Annotated in this window: 9 protein-coding genes and 1 pseudogene; 4 read left to right on the top strand and 6 right to left on the bottom strand. The window is 57.8% G+C overall.

The annotated features are described in order from the left end of the window. Positions 1-707: 707 nt before the first annotated feature. Positions 708-3,071, bottom strand: a pseudogene (locus SO156_RS44170) (ATP-binding protein); the annotation flags it as partial. A gap of 628 nt (positions 3,072-3,699) precedes the next feature. Here SO156_RS44170 and SO156_RS44165 point away from each other — a divergent pair. Further along, entirely contained in the window at positions 3,700-4,248 is a 549-nt protein-coding gene (locus SO156_RS44165) for a PAS domain-containing protein (RefSeq protein WP_498539209.1), read from the top strand. Between the two features lie 210 nt (positions 4,249-4,458). Beyond that, positions 4,459-5,025, top strand: coding sequence for a sulfite oxidase-like oxidoreductase (locus SO156_RS44160; protein WP_498539208.1), 567 nt, complete (start codon positions 4,459-4,461; stop codon positions 5,023-5,025). Positions 5,026-5,155: 130 nt separating this feature from the next. Here SO156_RS44160 and SO156_RS44155 read toward each other — a convergent pair whose 3' ends face one another. The 3 genes from SO156_RS44155 to SO156_RS44145 all read right to left on the bottom strand — a co-directional run bounded on the left by SO156_RS44155 (position 5,156) and on the right by SO156_RS44145 (position 8,353). Next, positions 5,156-5,548 carry a response regulator transcription factor gene (locus SO156_RS44155; protein WP_498539211.1) on the bottom strand — a complete coding sequence of 131 codons (393 nt, stop codon included), beginning with the start codon at positions 5,546-5,548 and terminating at the stop codon, positions 5,156-5,158. A gap of 358 nt (positions 5,549-5,906) precedes the next feature. Continuing rightward, positions 5,907-6,563 (bottom strand): response regulator transcription factor, encoded by a 657-nt coding sequence (locus tag SO156_RS44150; protein WP_498539207.1) that lies wholly within the window; start codon positions 6,561-6,563, stop codon positions 5,907-5,909. A 608-nt stretch (positions 6,564-7,171) separates the two neighbouring features. After that, on the bottom strand, positions 7,172-8,353 hold the full coding sequence (locus SO156_RS44145; protein ID WP_498539206.1) for a helix-turn-helix domain-containing protein: 1,182 nt from the start codon (positions 8,351-8,353) through the stop codon (positions 7,172-7,174). 753 nt (positions 8,354-9,106) lie between these two features. Here SO156_RS44145 and SO156_RS44140 point away from each other — a divergent pair. Continuing rightward, positions 9,107-10,336, top strand: coding sequence for an ABC transporter substrate-binding protein (locus SO156_RS44140; RefSeq protein ID WP_498539205.1), 1,230 nt, complete (start codon positions 9,107-9,109; stop codon positions 10,334-10,336). A 189-nt stretch (positions 10,337-10,525) separates the two neighbouring features. Here SO156_RS44140 and SO156_RS44135 read toward each other — a convergent pair whose 3' ends face one another. Both SO156_RS44135 and SO156_RS44130 read right to left on the bottom strand, forming a co-directional pair. Then, a complete protein-coding gene (locus tag SO156_RS44135) occupies positions 10,526-11,122 on the bottom strand; it encodes a LysR family transcriptional regulator substrate-binding protein (protein WP_498539210.1) in 597 nt (198 codons plus the stop codon). 8 nt (positions 11,123-11,130) lie between these two features. Next, the gene (locus SO156_RS44130; protein ID WP_498539212.1) at positions 11,131-11,352 is read right to left on the bottom strand and encodes a hypothetical protein; all 222 of its coding nucleotides are present in this window, start codon (positions 11,350-11,352) and stop codon (positions 11,131-11,133) included. 712 nt (positions 11,353-12,064) lie between these two features. Between SO156_RS44130 and SO156_RS44125 the strand changes: the two genes are divergently transcribed. Then, on the top strand, positions 12,065-15,825 hold a 3,761-nt coding region (locus SO156_RS44125; protein ID WP_498539204.1), incomplete at its 3' end, for an ATP-binding protein.

Genomic DNA, 15,825 nt, shown 5'->3' with positions numbered 1-15,825 from the left:
TAGGTCGCCGCGATCTTCTCGTAACCGCGCTCTGCGTAGAAACGGCCGGCAATCTCATTGGCAATTGCCTGGTTGTGCACGAACCCGTATTTGTGAGCCTCGCGGATGGCCTTGTCGTACAGCTCCTGAGCGTCCTGTACCCGGCCCTCAATGCGGGCGATTTCGGCGCTTACCAAGGCGACGCGATCTTGGAAGGTTTCAGGGTTGATCTCCGCCCACATTTGGAGCTGCCGGTGGTGGTCCAGCACAGAATCGAAATGCCTCGGTCTCTCCTCCGGTGTGGCGTGATCCCAGATCGCCGCATGCGCCAGCGCGCCATAGAGCCGATACTCCGCCGACTCGAACATTGCCGCCGACGTCCAAAGCAGCGATTCCGCGTGCAGTGAGGCGTCCACCGCCGACGCAAGGTCTCCGGCGAAAAAGTGCGCCTGCAGCTTTCGGGTCCAGTAATAGAACTCGGCGAACACCAGATCGGGGCTCTTGGCCAAGCGGCGTTCGGTATCGAGTTCGCTGTATCCCTCGTGATCCAGGCACCCAAAAGTTGCAGTCAGCCCGCGCAACGTGAGGATCAAACCGAGTTGTGCTCCGCAGCGCTCGATGACCAGGCCGAAATGCACCCGCCTGGCAAATGCCAGGCCGTTCTCGCATTCCTTTTGCACTTCCGCGAGTGGATCCCCGGCGGCGAGGCAAACCGTGACGGTCAGCAGCTCACACTCGGCTGCTAGATACTCGATCGAGAAGATGAGCTGGTGATTACGTTTCCAAGTCTCTTCTGGAAGAAGGGCTCTGCCGGCTCTGAGATACTTGAGCGCCGAGTCGTATGCTGTCGAGAGCTTCGCGCGCCGGCCTGCGATCAGATTAAGTTCTGCAACGTGCTCGCGATCCTCGACTAAGGTAAGGAGATGGGAGCCCCGGTTGAGCTGATTAACGATCTCAAATATCGCCTCCTCACGTTTTTCAGCGGGCGTGCGCTGGGCGAGGAGCATTCCAATGCGCAGGTGAGCCTCGGCACGCAACTCCTTAGGGATAAGCGAGTAGGCGGCTTCCTGCACACGGTCGTGCAGGAAGCCGTACGAATTTTCCGCACGGAAGATGAGGCCCGATCGCACGGCTTCCCATAGATGGTCGTGCATGTCCTCGGCCGAGCCTTGATGCCCCATCCGCAACATCTCGAACTCTGCACTGTTGCCCATGCAGGCGAACTGCTGGAGTACCTTCTGAGTTTCCGGCGGAAGGCGCTTCAACTTCTCGACCATCAGCTCTACAACATTGTCCGTGAAGCCTTTGTCACGAATGCGGAGCAGGTCCCAAACCCAACTCCTCGCGCGGTAATCGAATGTCAGCAGACGATCATCCGCCAGAGTAGAAATGAACTGGATTGCGAAGAATGGGTTGCCCGTGGTCTTTTCGTGAATCAAGTCTGCCAGTGGGGCGGCGCGCTCCATTTGGCAGTGGAGGGACTCCACAAGCAGTTTACCTAGATCGTCGCGACTGAGCGGTGTGAGAACGATGTCCTGCACTGCCGCTCCGGCCCGACGGATCGCTTCTAGCTTACGTACCAGCGGGTGGGTGGCATTGACCTCGTTGTCCCGATACGCACCAATGAGCAGTAGGTGCGGCAAATCGTTGCCGGTCAACAAATCCTCGAGGAGGTCGAGTGTGGCGACATCCAGCCATTGCATGTCATCGAGGAAGAGCGCGAGCGGATGTTCAGGCCGCGCAAATACGCCGATGAACCGTCGAAATACGATCTGAAAACGTCTCTGCGCTTCCTGCGGCGGCAATTCGGGCACCGGCGGCTGCTCGCCAATGACATGCCTCAATTCCGGGACGAGATCGACGAGGAGCAGTCCGTTGGGACCCAGCGCCTCACGAAGTGCGCCCTGCCATTTGCGCAGGTCTTCTTCGTTCTGGCTGAGGAGCCCCCGGACGAGGCTCTGAAACGCCTGGGCCAGCGAGGCATGCGGAATGTCGCGCTTGTACTGATCGGATTTGCCTGATGCATACAAGCCGCGTGGCGGCACAAGTGGTTTGTGGAGCTCATTGACGACTGCGGATTTGCCGATGCCGGAGTATCCGGAGACCAGCACCAGTTCTGCTCGGCCACCGCCAACGATGCGGTCGAAGGCGGTGAGCAGGGTGTCAACCTCGCGGTCTCTCCCGTATAGCTTTTCGGGGATCAGGAGGCGATCCGGGGTGTCGCGAGCGCCAGGAGTGAAGTCATCGATCCACCCCTGGGACTCCCATTGGGACAGGCAGCGCCGAAGATCGCTCTCAACTCCCGCCGCTGTCTGATACCTCTCCTCCGCCGTCTTGGAGAGCAACTTCATCGTGATCGCGGAGACCGAGGCCGGCACGGTTCCCATCCGCTCACTGGGTGCGGCTGGTTGTTTCGCGATGTGACAGTGCACCCATTCCATCGGGTCGGAGGCCGCGAATGGAAGACTCCCGGTCAGCATTTCGTAAAAGGTCACCCCAAGCGAGTAAAGGTCGCTCCGGAAATCGATCGAACGGTTCATTCGTCCCGTCTGCTCGGGTGCCATATAGGCGAGCGTTCCCGCTATGAACTCCGGAGGTTCGGGCGACTGGCGCTCGCGCGGAAGTTGGGACGCAATGCCGAATCCCGTGAGCCACGCATTGCCGGTGTCGTCGACAAGGACATTCGCAGGCTTGATATCCTTATGTATGAGGCCATGCTGATGGACTTGACCGAGTGCTCTGACCAACCCAATGGCGGTGCTAAGGAAGCGGCTCAGGTCGAGCGGTTGCCGCTGGTCACGTTCGAGAATCCGATCCAGCGGCTGACCGCCAGGGTCGTTTAGTAAGAGGATCGTCCGCCCTTCGTGACGAGTAATGGCCAGAGGCTTGGCAGCCCACGCGGGATCGAGTTCCGCTGCGAGCGAGTATTCGTGCATGAGCCGCCTGATACTCTGAGGCGACGGCGGTTCGCACAGTGCGGTCGCTAGGACCGGTGAGGGGTCGTCGTGCTTTCGGCCGCGGTAAAGGGTAAAGTCCGCGCTTTCCCGCAGGGGCACCAGCACGTACCCGGAGAGCCCCGGGATAAGTGACATTCTTGTCGCCACGGCATCACGACCTCCGAGTATTCATTTGGATCGGACGCTAACCCGGCTGTCGAGTTGGTTCAATCTTTCTAACGAATTGGAACTTCTAACGAACAACAGTGGGACTCTTGATCGACAGAGTCTCCCGCAGCGGCACTCCTGCTCACCGGGCGAGTGCGTTGGCTTCCGCCAAGCCTCTGCAGATGTGCCGAAGGCAGGAGCCTCCGGCGGGGCGTTTGCTCATAAAGCCGAGCCAAACCTCGAGAACTCCGGTTATTGGATTGTGGCTTTTCGACCATGTCTCCTGAACGCCGCCGCCCGCAACGTGTTGAATCTGCAAAACGTACGTTTAGTGTTCCGAAAACGGGTGGGCTGAACGGCGAGCTGTGGTTACCCGCGATCTTTCACTCTCCATCCACGTCACGCGCTATCCTCGTCCTCGTTGCCCACATCATCTGGCTCATAGTCGCGCTATCGGAGATGTAGCGACCAGTCTCCGCGAAGCACGTTTCTCCAGGACTTGAAGAGGTTCCGCAAAATTATCGGCATAGTCTGAAGTGTCATCTTGACAAACGGGACAGATGGGCAAAATGGAGCTTCATCATCCATTGGCTCTTTCGCGCAAAGGAGGTTGAAAATGGCAACCAGCGTGACAGATACTGGCTTAGCAACGAGCAAGATGATTTTGGATGGCGACTTCGACCAAATCGACTTCCGAGGAGAAGTCGTTGACGGGCACCTTGTCGCAAAAGGAATTCTTGCAGACCAAGCGACAATGGATTCTATCCCAGTAGGGATATACGTTCTCGAAAAGGATGCCACCGTCGTCAAGTGCAACAAAGCTGCAATCGCGGGCTGGGGACGCACGCCGACTCTGGCCTCCGAAAAGTATTGCGGTTCACACCTTCTTCGTTACCCCTCAGGTCAAGTGATGCCGCACGAACTTGCACCACCTTCCGTGGTGATCAACAACGGCGCCACCGTTCGGAACGCCGATGTGATTTGCGAGCATCCCAATGGTGATCGTCTTCTGGCGCTCGTTAATGTCTTTCCAATTCGTGACAACGAGGACGAGGTGATCGGAGCCGTCAACATTTTCCGTCACAATACCAGCAAGACTGTTCCCGGCTTACTTTCCGACTCTGCAAGTAGTTCTAACTCCAAAATCGGTGACGGGGAGCAGTGAGGCTCCCCCTTCGCCGCTTCGGGCTGGAGTAGCATCTTGATAGGTCGCTTCTCGGAGTGTGAATTATCAGGACCCAATGGTGAAGTCCGCGCAACCCGGCTGACCGCGTTTCAGGCCCCGAAATGACTACGTGCGCCAGCTAGGCCGCGCTATACTTTTGCGGTGGAGCTATTTGTGCGATCGAACGAGCGATGCGAACGTGAGCGTGAGATGCGTGCCGCTGGGCGGCTGCCCCCAGGACAGTCGCTGACGCTCAAATGGCCGGTGCTGCATGTGGGCTCGGTGCCGCGCTTTAGTCCCAGGACGTGGGATTTTCGCGTTTTTGGACTGGTAGAGGAGCAGCTGCGGCTTTCATGGGAAGAGCTCTCCAATCTGCCGCAGAGCGAAGTATTTACGGACATGCACTGCGTGAACGGCTGGAGCCGATGCGAAAACCATTGGGGAGGATTACTCGCCACAGAATTGATGAAGCGAGTGAAGATGCGACCAGAGGCGCGGCATGTGATGGTCCATGGCGAGAACAATTACACGGCAAACCTGCCAATCTCGGATTTTCTGCGCCCGACGACGATTTTCGCCCTGCGGCATGACGGCGAACCCCTTACGGGTGAGCATGGCTACCCGATGCGCCTCGTGGTGCCAAACCTCTATGCGTACAAGAGCGTGAAGTGGGTGCGCGGGATCGAGTTGTTGGATCGCGAATCGCCCGGCTTATGGGAATTTAACGGATATCACATTTACGGCGACCCGTTCAAAGAGCAACGATCTTCGAGCTGAGCATCGGGACGCTAGAGAAAGCAGATGCTATTTTTCAGCTGTCCGAGCGCGGCAAGTTTCAAACGTGGGGCCCGGACGCGAACCACAACAGATCGAACTCCTGGCGAGGCGCCGGCAGCTGATTGAGCGGTCATGATGGTTTTTCATCCGATTTGGCGCGCTGTAGAGCCGATTCAACGCATCCGAGCAGAACCTCCTCGTCGATGGGTTTGGTCAGGTAGCCAACGACGCCCTGACCCAGAGCCCGAGCTCGCGCGCTGTCATCGGGGTAAGCGGTAATCAGAATTGTTGGTATGTCATAGCCACATCCTACCAAGCGGCTATGCAACTCAGTCCCAGTCATGCGCGGCATGTGGACATCAACGATCAAACATGAGGTATGGTGGAGTTCGGGAGACGCCAAAAAATCCACTGCGGACGGGAAGGCCTCAATCGTGAAACCCATTGCCTGCATGAGACCCGCCAACGCCGCGCGAGATTGCTCATCATCATCGATGATCGAAATCTGAATCTTGCTAGACATATCCCCGCCTTCATCGCTGGGGATGCGCTCCGCCGCATTTCGCGTTCCGTCTCTCATGAAGCACGCCGCGCGGCTATCGAATCATCGCACTGTAACGACAAGGGTCTGGACCGACGATTATATTTGTGGACGGGCGATGCCACACTTCGGAATAATCGATGCTATACTTTGGAATAATTGATGCAGAACTTCTGAATAGTTCAACCGGGGTTGGGCCACGTCCGAACGCGTGCGTTGATGCCAGGCCGTTGCGCTCGACGCGGCAACGGGGCCCTTCCGGCAACTGATTAAAAGCATCAGTTGGTTTGCGCAAAAAACGATGTCTTCGATGATGGAGGCACCTGTCATCACGAAGCGATTAGGACCGCGGCGACTTTATGCCAAGCGTCTCCGCTATTTTGACAAGCTCGGCTAGCGATTGCGCACCCATCTTCTGCATCATGTGGCCGCGGTGTGCCTTCACAGTGATCTCAGCTACGTCTAGCTGGAAAGCGATCTGCTTGTTCTTTAAGCCCGCGGTCACGAGAGCCATCACCTCTTGCTCGCGTGGGCTCAAACGCTCGAGGCGCGTTTTCAGGTCCGTGAGGCGCCGCTCTGCCTTCCGCCGCGTCCGATCGCGATCCAGCGCGATCGTCACTGCATCCAGCATGTCTTGATCGCGGAACGGCTTGGTCAGAAAATCCACAGCGCCTGCCTTCATAGCCTTGACCGACATCGGAATGTCGCCGTGGCCGGTCATGAAAATGATGGGAATGGAAGCATTCATTTTCGACAGCTGGGTTTGGAAATCGAGACCGCCCAAGCCCGGCAATCTGACGTCAAGTACGAGGCAGCTCGCCACGTCGGGTAACAATCCGCCTTCGAGCAACTCCGCGGCCGACCCAAACAATTTGACCTTGAAGCCGACCGAGTTAAGCAAATCTCCGAGTGAGTCGCGGAAGTCCTTGTCATCGTCAACGACGACTATAGTTGGTTCCTCGGCCACCGCACGCTTTTGAATAGAATGCTGCACCACGGGATAATCTCCCAGTTAGCAAAAAAATATCACCTTCACGAAGGCTGTTCAACACATGGCGCGGCGCGAGTTCCAGCGCGGAACGCCATGGTTCGTGGCCGCAAACTTCGCCAGGTCGATGGTTCTCAGTACTCTTGCTGTAAGCCGACAAATTTTACGGAACGCCACAGGATCGCTCTGTGGCCTTTGGGCGGGCGGGCCGTTCCCCCTGAGCCACTTTAGCTTTCGGTCGCCTTGCTGAACTCCCGCGGCGGGATTTCTGCTTTCTGTTCGCCAAGAGCCTTCCGGCTGGGTTAGCCAAGATGGCAAAATCAGTCTTAGTCGGTGCCGGTGGGCTATGCGAACATCGAGTACGGCAGATCTCCGATGCCGTGCGTTATCGGGTTCGGCGGTTTAAAGATCGACACGATCCGTTTACGCGCGATACCGTGCTCACCGCTTCGTTCGCGAGAACGGATGCCGCCAAGGCCATCACTCGTAATGCAGGTCGTCTTCCGGCTCGTGAGCTGCATTCCTAGCGGACGCCGACAGCCCGATCGTCCTCATCGCAATGCGAGGCCGAGATGCCCCCACTTTCCGAATAGCAGACTTGGTCGCCTCGTCGCGGGTCATTCATATGTCATAGGAGGAGCCACGCTCCGCCGGTAATCCGCCGGAGCAATTCCCGTCGCCTTCCGGAACGCCGTGGCGAACGCGTTACGACTGCTGAAGCCTACCGCCCGACCGATTTCCGTCATCGAGCCTGCGCGGTTTCTCAGCAGCAACTTGGCATGCTCAACACGACGGGTGGTTTGGTACCGATGTGGCGGCATTCCGAGAGATTGCTTGAATACCCGGCAGAAATGATACGGGCTCAGACGAACGAGCCGCGCCAACGTGCCAATCGGTATCCGTTCATTGAGATGTTCCTGGATATAGGCTGTGACGAGTCGTTGCTGCCACGGTGCAAGGCCACCTTGGATTTGAGGTTGAATGCTGGATATCCTGCAAGTGAAGCGCACGACTTCATGTATGAGCAGAGTACCGAGGCTCTCGAAGTAGATCGCGTCTCCTGCAGAGCTCTCGACGAACGTCTTCAGCTTGAGCGCGGTCTGCCATAGCGTTTCGTCCTCAAATAGTAGGCGAGCGTTAGGTAGGTCAGTGATGCCACGCTTAGAAAGAGCCTTCAACTTCTCAGGTTCGAAGTAGAAGTACATGAGCCGCATCTGCGACCCACGCGGCTCGTGCCAATCGTGAAATTCGCGGCCGGCCGGCACGAATGTCAGCTTCCGCTGGAGGTTCCGGAGCGCCAATAGCGGCAAACCCTCCACGAATGTCTCTCCGTCGCGGCGCTCCCCCTTCTCGTACATCACGAGCATATGCATTGGAGCCCGAAAACGATGTCGGATTCTGCTTCGGCTGGTGAAACGCACACATTCGGCCGCCATGCCGTCCCCCGTTACGGTAAGGCGTACCACACCCTCGGAAGGAGAGATTTCAACGACAGGATGGATTGCGTCCGCCGCGACGCGACCATCCGACCGGCGAGCCGGATCGAAAATGGACGACTCATAGTCGCCTCCATCGATCGGAGATCGAATTATCGGCAGCACTTGTGATCTTGAAAGTTGTTGCAGATCTCCAGGGTTGTGCCGCGAATCGCACGGCTTCGATAAATTCTCGCCTAAACGGACTTGCTGGAGTTCGGCTCGTAGCGTGGGGGGCGAAAGTGGTGGGTGGCATTCTGCCATCGCTTCTCCCGTTCGCTTGAGTTGGAGTCGTGCCGTCAACTGGTCATCATCTAGTCGCATGGAGTCGAACTCCGGGTCCTATTCAGGATCGCCCGGAAGCCGCTACAAGCGATGCGAGGTGAGCTTGCCCTGCGACACGCAAGTTCTCAACTGCACTTGCGTTTGCACGTCTGACAGGAAGGACGAAACTGGGATAGACTTTGGCGGAGTGGGACTTCGACTTTTGGATATCCTGCTTCGACTTATTTGGCCGGGGAGTCACTTGGCCGAGTCCGATTTTGAAACGTCGCGCGCGCGGTTCCAATTTTGTTAGGTCCCTCAACGTCGCGCGCTCATGCTACAAGGCGTCTGCCATCTGCCGCCGGAAGGCTGGCCGCAGGTTCTCCCGCAAACGACTGCTCTTCCACGGCCTGTTGTTCGGCCAGCAATATGTGCTCCGCAACTTGACCAGCTCTGACGACGCGAGCGTTACCGACGTGCCGTTGGAGAGTTCGAAAAGAGACCTTGACAACAAACCGCATTAAAGGGCCGATTGACACGATGTTTGCGAAGCCCATCCGACATGGCTTGTGACCGCCGGATGAAAGCAGTCGCGGCTATCCGCCTCATCGCCGCTTAATCTCGTCTTGAGAATTAGGGGCAGCTCCATTGACGAATCTTGCGAACTGACGCCAAAAGCGCACGCGAGTGACGTTCGTGAAGATCGACAACGCCTGATGAATGATGTTCACTCTCGGAGAAGAGATCCGGGCGAGGTCTCCCGAGTGTTCCAATAACGATAGGCACATTCATTGGTTCATAGGGAGAAACGAGATGTCCTTCGTCGCGCGACGATTGGCGGCGTTTTCGACCGCCATCATAATGCTCGCTGCCAGCGGCGGCGGCGCACTTTCCCAGAAGAAATACGATGCCGGCGCAACCGACACCGAAATCAAGATCGGCAACATCATGCCCTACAGCGGCCCGGCGTCGGCTTACGGCACTACAGGCAGGACCGAGGCCGCCTACTTTCGCAAGATCAACGGCGAAGGCGGCATCAACGGCCGCAAAATCAACTTCATTTCTTATGACGACGGTTACAGTCCACCAAAAGCGGTCGAGCAGGCGCGCAGACTGGTTGAAAGCGACAAGGTTTTCCTCATCTTCGGCTCGCTTGGCACGCCGTCCAACACCGCAATACAAAAATATATGAACACGAAGAAAGTGCCGCAACTGTTCGTGCAGACCGGCGCGAGCAAATGGAATGATCCGCAGAACTTCCCGTGGACTATGGGTTGGTCGCCCAACAATCAGAACGAGGCACGGATCTACGCGAGGTATATTCTGAAGGAAAAGCCGAACGCCAAGATCGCCGTCCTCTATCAGAACGACGACTACGGGAAGGATTATCTCAAAGGCCTGAAGGATGGCCTCGGCGCCAAGGCTGCGTCGATGATCGTTGCCGAAGACGCCTATGAGGTGGCCGAGCCGACCATCGACTCGCACGTCGTCAAGATGAAGTCGCTCAATGCCGATGTATTCGTCGACATCACCACGCCAAAGTTCACGGCGCAAGCCATCAGGAAGGCGGCCGAAATCGGCTGGAAGCCAGTGCACGTCCTCAATAGCGTCAGCACCTCCATCGGAGCCGTCATCAAGCCCGCCGGTTTCGAAAACGCACAGGGCATCATTTCGGTGGCCCATCTGATGGACGCGCTCGATCCGCAATGGAAGGATGATCCCGGTATGAAGGCCTTCGACGACTTCCTCGCCGACGATTTCCCCCAAGGCAATCGGGACGACAGTCTGGTGATGACAGGCTTCAATATGGCCCAGACGCTGGTGCAGGTGCTCAAGCAGTGCGGCGATAACCTCACGCGCGAGAACGTGATGAAGCAGGCTGCAAACCTCAAGGACTTCAGGACCACCAACCTGCTGCCCGGCATCAAGATCAACACCAGCCCGATCGATTACGCGCCGATCAAACAGGTGCAACTCAGGAGGTTCAAGGGCGACAGATGGGAGCTGTTCGGGCCCACGCTAGGCAGCGAAATCGGAGGCTAGAACGCTTTATTCGATCATAGCGGCCTATGTCGATCCGGCGCAACGTCTCCGACCTTCAATGCGCGCGATGCCACGTCCGTATCCGCAGCGAGCCCACGAGGTGGCTAGATGACTCCTAGTCCGCGGCGCCGAACATGGTCAACAGCTCGGTGCGAATCTGGGCGAGTGTCTTGTCGGTCTGGTTTGGCATCAGTAAGACGTCATTGGCTGGAAGCGATTGCCCGCCGGCGTGCGTGTCGTGGTCACACCTCCGCGATCGTTGCGCGCGGCATTTGGGGACTTCGACCGACCAGTCGCGAAGCCGCGCGACTTAGACGAAAGCGTCCAGCGCCGGCGAATAGCGGCCCCCTGGACAGTCAGCAACCGCACCTCCCGCGAAATTAGGTCGCCTCCGAGCGGAATGGTCTTGAGCATCGGAAGGCTCGGCATGTGCTCGGGCATGAGCATCACGCCGAAGCCAGCTGCGGCCATATGCTGTAGGTGCAAGGCGTGGCCGCTGCAGTGGCCCAGGCGGGGAATTACTCGGGGAAATACGACCGTTGGATCTCCGGTGCGTTCCAGCAAGACGGTCTCGCGGAGATCATTGATGCCGATCGAGGGACGGTTTGCGAGCCGGTGTGTCGGCGAAGCGTTCCTCGAGCAGCAACCAGTCGTCGAGGCGAGCGAGCACGTCCTGTATCTCCCCGACCATTGCGGCGTTGATCTCCCCTCAAGCAAGAGGTCGACGAGCTTCTCCGCTGCGTTCTCGCGCAGCTCGACCCGAAGTCCAGGGACAAACTTTTCGATCTCAGCGATCAGATCGAGGACGAGCGAGGCCGAGATGGAGGGGCGAGGGCGATCGTCAGGGGCGCGACCTCCTTGCGTTGGAATTCCTTGGCTCTGCGACGCGCCGTCTCTGCCGAGGCCAGCGTGCGCGCCAGCATTGGAAGGACTTCCTTCCCAAGGTCGGTGAGCTGCGTCAATTGGCGCTCGCGGTAGATCAACTGGCCGCCGAGCTCCTGCTCGAGCTTCTGCACCCCCCTTGGTCAGGGCGGGCTGCATGAATCGCACTGATCGGCCGCAGGGTGAAGTTGAGCGTGGAGGCGAGGAAGTAGCGAACTTGATGAAGCTCCCTGGGCTGTTGTTCTTCGTCAAGGTGCTGCCGACTCTATTGACGAGCGTTGCGTCGCCCGGGAATGGGGCGGACGTGGTCGTTCACCAAGAGAGGAAGGCGACCTCGGTGACCGTCAACGGCTCCTTGTTCGTTCACCTTCAACGGGATCGGATCGGCGGCCGTCGCCGGGCTAGTCTCGATCATCGTAGGGAGCCGCGAGGAGGGGGATCTCGGATGGGCCGCTCGTGCGGATCCTCGCATGGGCCCGGTCGAGTTGCACGCCGTCTTTCCGGCGTGCAACGCCGCGAAGCTGTCCGTGCGTGCATTTCACTTGCTTGGTTCAAGTGCCGTCATGATCCTTCCTTCTGGGTCGCAGTTGCGCCCAGAGTCCCCTCCGGACCAGCTAGCATGGCGCTGATTGACCCGCGTGTGCTGTCGTAAAGCCGGGCGCTCCAAATTTTTGCTAAAAAAGAAGTAGAATCCGCGTCCGCCGTATCCGGCAAAACCGTGGGACGGCTGGCATTTCTCGGGCGATGGAGTACGATTTCTTCGGGCTGGCGAGAGGCCGCGCGCGTGGCACGCGAATAGCTTCATCAGCCGACTTCAAGCCGAAGCCCGACGCCGGAGTCTGACAGATGGTGCAGCAGTCGCTGTACGTCGCGTACTCGGACGGTTGCTCTCAGGTGTTGTGGGAGGATGGCGAGCGCGTGTTCAGCCGCGGTTGGCGACTCGATGACAATGGCAACCGGATCGCCGTGCTGCTTGTTGCCCCTGCTACCGACGACCCTTCCCGGACAAGACTCGATCGCCTCACGCACGAATACGAGCTGAAAGATGAGCTCGACGGGGCATGGGCGGCGCGGCCGTTGGCCCTCATTCGCGACGCCGGTCGGACCGTACTGGTGCTCGATGATCCGGGCGGGGAGCCGCTCGATCGTTTGCTTGGTGGGCCCATGGAGGTAGGACGCTTCTTGCGCCTGGCTATCGGTGTTAGTTCGGCTCTGACCAAGCTTCATCAGCGCGGGCTCATCCACAAAGACATCAAGCCAGCTAATGTTGTGGTGGACTGCGCGGATGGACACGTGCGGCTCACCGGGTTTGGCATCGCATCGCGCCTATCCCGCGAGCGGCAGGCGCCCGAGCCGCCCGAGACCATCGCCGGTACGCTTGCCTATATGGCACCCGAACAAACAGGGCGGATGAACCGCTCGGTCGACGCCCGCAGCGATCTCTACGCCCTCGGCGTCACGCTGTACCAGATGCTCACGGGCGTTTTGCCATTAACGGCGGCCGATCCGATAGAGTGGGTGCACTGCCATATTGCCAGAAAGCCGGTGCCGCCAAGGGAGCGGTTAGAGAGTGTCCCAGCGCTCGTCTCGGCGATCATCATGAAACTGCTCGCCAAGACTCCCGAGGATCGTTACCGGACCGCCGGCGGTGTCGAGCGCGATCTGCGACGCTGCCTGGCGGAATGGGAAGCGCGCCGCCGCATTGATGAATTTCCGCTCGGCCTCGAGGACACGCCGAACCAGCTGCTAATTCCCGAAAAGCTGTACGGACGAGATCGTGAGATCGCGACGTTGCTTTCGTGCTTCGATCGCATCGTCAAGACCGGTGTGCCGGAGTTGGTGCTGGTCTCCGGATATTCCGGTGTCGGCAAGTCCTCTGTAGTCAATGAGCTGCACAAGGTGCTCGTACCGCCCCGCGGCCTTTTTGCCTCGGGCAAGTTCGACCAATACAAACGTAATATTCCTTATGCCACGTTCGCGCAGGCCTTCGGAAGCCTTGTCCATCCGCTTCTCGGCAAGGAGGAAGAAGAGCTGAGCATCTGGCGCGATGCCTTTCGCCAGGCGTTGGGGCCAAACGCGGGGCTTATCATCGATCTTGTCCCCGAATTGAAGCTAATCATCGGAGAACAGCCGCCGGTTCCTGTCCTTCCGTCATTGGATGCACAACGGCGATTCCAATTGGTATTCCGGCGATTCATCGCTGTATTCGCACGGCCGGAGCATCCGCTAACGCTGTTCCTCGACGATTTGCAGTGGCTCGATACAGCAACGCTCGATTTGCTCGAAGATCTTCTGAGCCGGCAGGACGTGCAGTACATGATGTTGATCGGCGCCTACCGAGACAACGAAGTGGACTCCGCCCATCCCTTGGCGCGCAGGCTCGAAGCGATCCGCAAAGCTGGCGCAATTGTGCAGGAGATCACCCTCGCGCCCCTGGCCCGTGAACACTTGGGACAATTGATTGCGGATTCCCTTCACTGCAAGCCGGAGCGCGCCACCTCGTTGGCGCAACTGGTTCAAGAGAAGACTGCTGGCAATCCATTCTTCGCTAATCAGTTTATTTATGCGCTTGCCGAGGAGGCGTTACTGATTTTTGACCACTGCAACGCGCGATGGTCTTGGGATCTGAATCGCATTCACGCAAAGGGCTACACCGATAACGTGGTGGACCTAATGATTGGGAAGTTGAGTCGGTTGCCCGTTCGAACTCAAAACGCACTGCAACAGCTTGCCTGTTTAGGCAACAGCGCGGATTTCGCACTACTTACGAAGGTTTACGGAGGCTCTAAAGATGTAGTGCATCGCGATCTCCTGGAAGCGGTCCGAGTTGGGCTCGTTCTCCCCTCAGAAAGCGCCTATAGGTTTCTGCATGATCGTGTCCAGGAAGCGGCTTATTCACTAATACCTGAAACGGCCCGCGCCGAAGCTCATATTCGAATTGGCCGCCTCCTCGCAGTCGGCATTTCGCCAGCGCAAATCGAAGAGAAGATCTTCGATATCGTAAACCAGCTCAATCGTGGCTCTCATCTCATAACGTCAGATCAGGAGCGTGAGTGGGTCGCAGAATTGAATCTAATTGCAGGTAGACGCGCGAAGATCTCAACGGCGTATACTTCAGCGTTATCGTATCTCGCCGCTGGTCGGGCGTTGTTGACCGAGCGGATTTGGGACCACAACTACGAGCTCATCTTCGCCATCGAATGTCTAACAGCCGAGTGCGAATTGCTGATCGCAAGTAAGGTGGCGGCCGAAAATCGACTTTCGATGCTAGCGCGTCGTGCCAGAAGCGGCCTTGATATCGCCGCAGTCACGCGTTTGCGGCTCACGCTTTATACCACTTTGGACCAGAGCAATCGCGGCGTCGAGATATGCCTTGAATACCTACAGCGTGAAGGCGTTGATTGGTCACTTCATCCGACCAGTATCGAAGTACAACGCGAATACGATCGAATCTGGTCCCAGCTTGGAAGTCGACAAATCGAGGAACTCGTCGACTTGCCTTTGATGAGCAATCCGGACTTACTCGCCACTCTAGATATATTAGCCGAGTTTCCGGCAATGCATATCGAGGAGAACTTATCTTCGCTCGTTGTTTGTCGAATGGTAAATCTGAGCCTCGAGTATGGCAACAGCGATGGGTCATGCTTCGCTTATGTATGGTTCGCCCAGATCGCCGGACCTCGCTTCAGCAACTATCAGGACGGTTTTCGTTTCGGCCGGCTTGGCTATGAACTGGTAGAAAAGCGCGGCTTAAAGCGCTATCAAGCTCGAACGTACATGTCCTTCGGGAACATCGTCATGCCGTGGGCAAGACATGTCTTAGAGGGACGTGATCTGGTACGTCGCGCCTTTGCGACCGCCGACCGCACAGGGGACATTCCATTTGCGGGTTATAGCTGTAATCACTTGATAACCAACTTTTTGGCAGCAGGAGACCCGCTTGCTGAGGTGGAACGGGAAGCCGAGAAGGGTTTCGAGTATGCGCAGAAGGTGCGGTTCGGCTTCGTCATTGACAATCTCGCCATGCAGCTCGGATTTATTCGGACGCTTAGCGGGCTGACTCCGACGTTTGGCTCCTTCAATCACGAGGGATTCGATGAGCTTCGATTCGAGCGCCACCTCGCGAGTAATCCGGTCCTGAAGCTGCTCGAGTTTCGATATTGGGTCCGTAAGCTACAAGCCCGGTTCTTCGCTGCGGATTATGGTTCCGCCATGGATGCGTCATCGAGAGCGCAACGGCTACTTTGGACCTCACCCTCACATTTTGAGACGGCGGAGTATTGCTTCTATAGTGCGCTCGGCCACGCGGCAGCATGGAATTTTGCATCTCCGGACGAGAAACAGCCGCATTTTGAGGCTCTTGTGACCCACCAAAAACAACTCGAAGTATGGGCGGCGCGCTGTGCGGCAAACTTCGAGAACCGCGCTGTGTTGGTTGGTGCGGAGGTTGCGCGGATTAATGGCCGCGCGTTCGATGCCATGAAGCTTTACGAACAAGCTATCCTTTCGGCACAGGCAAACGGCTTTGTCCACAACCAGGCAATTGCCAATGAGATTGCCGGCCGTTTCTACGCAGAGCGCGGTTACGAGAAGATCGCGGCGACCTA

Source organism: Bradyrhizobium sp. UFLA05-125 (assembly GCF_059803515.1).
This window is presented reverse-complemented; position numbering and strand designations above follow the sequence as displayed.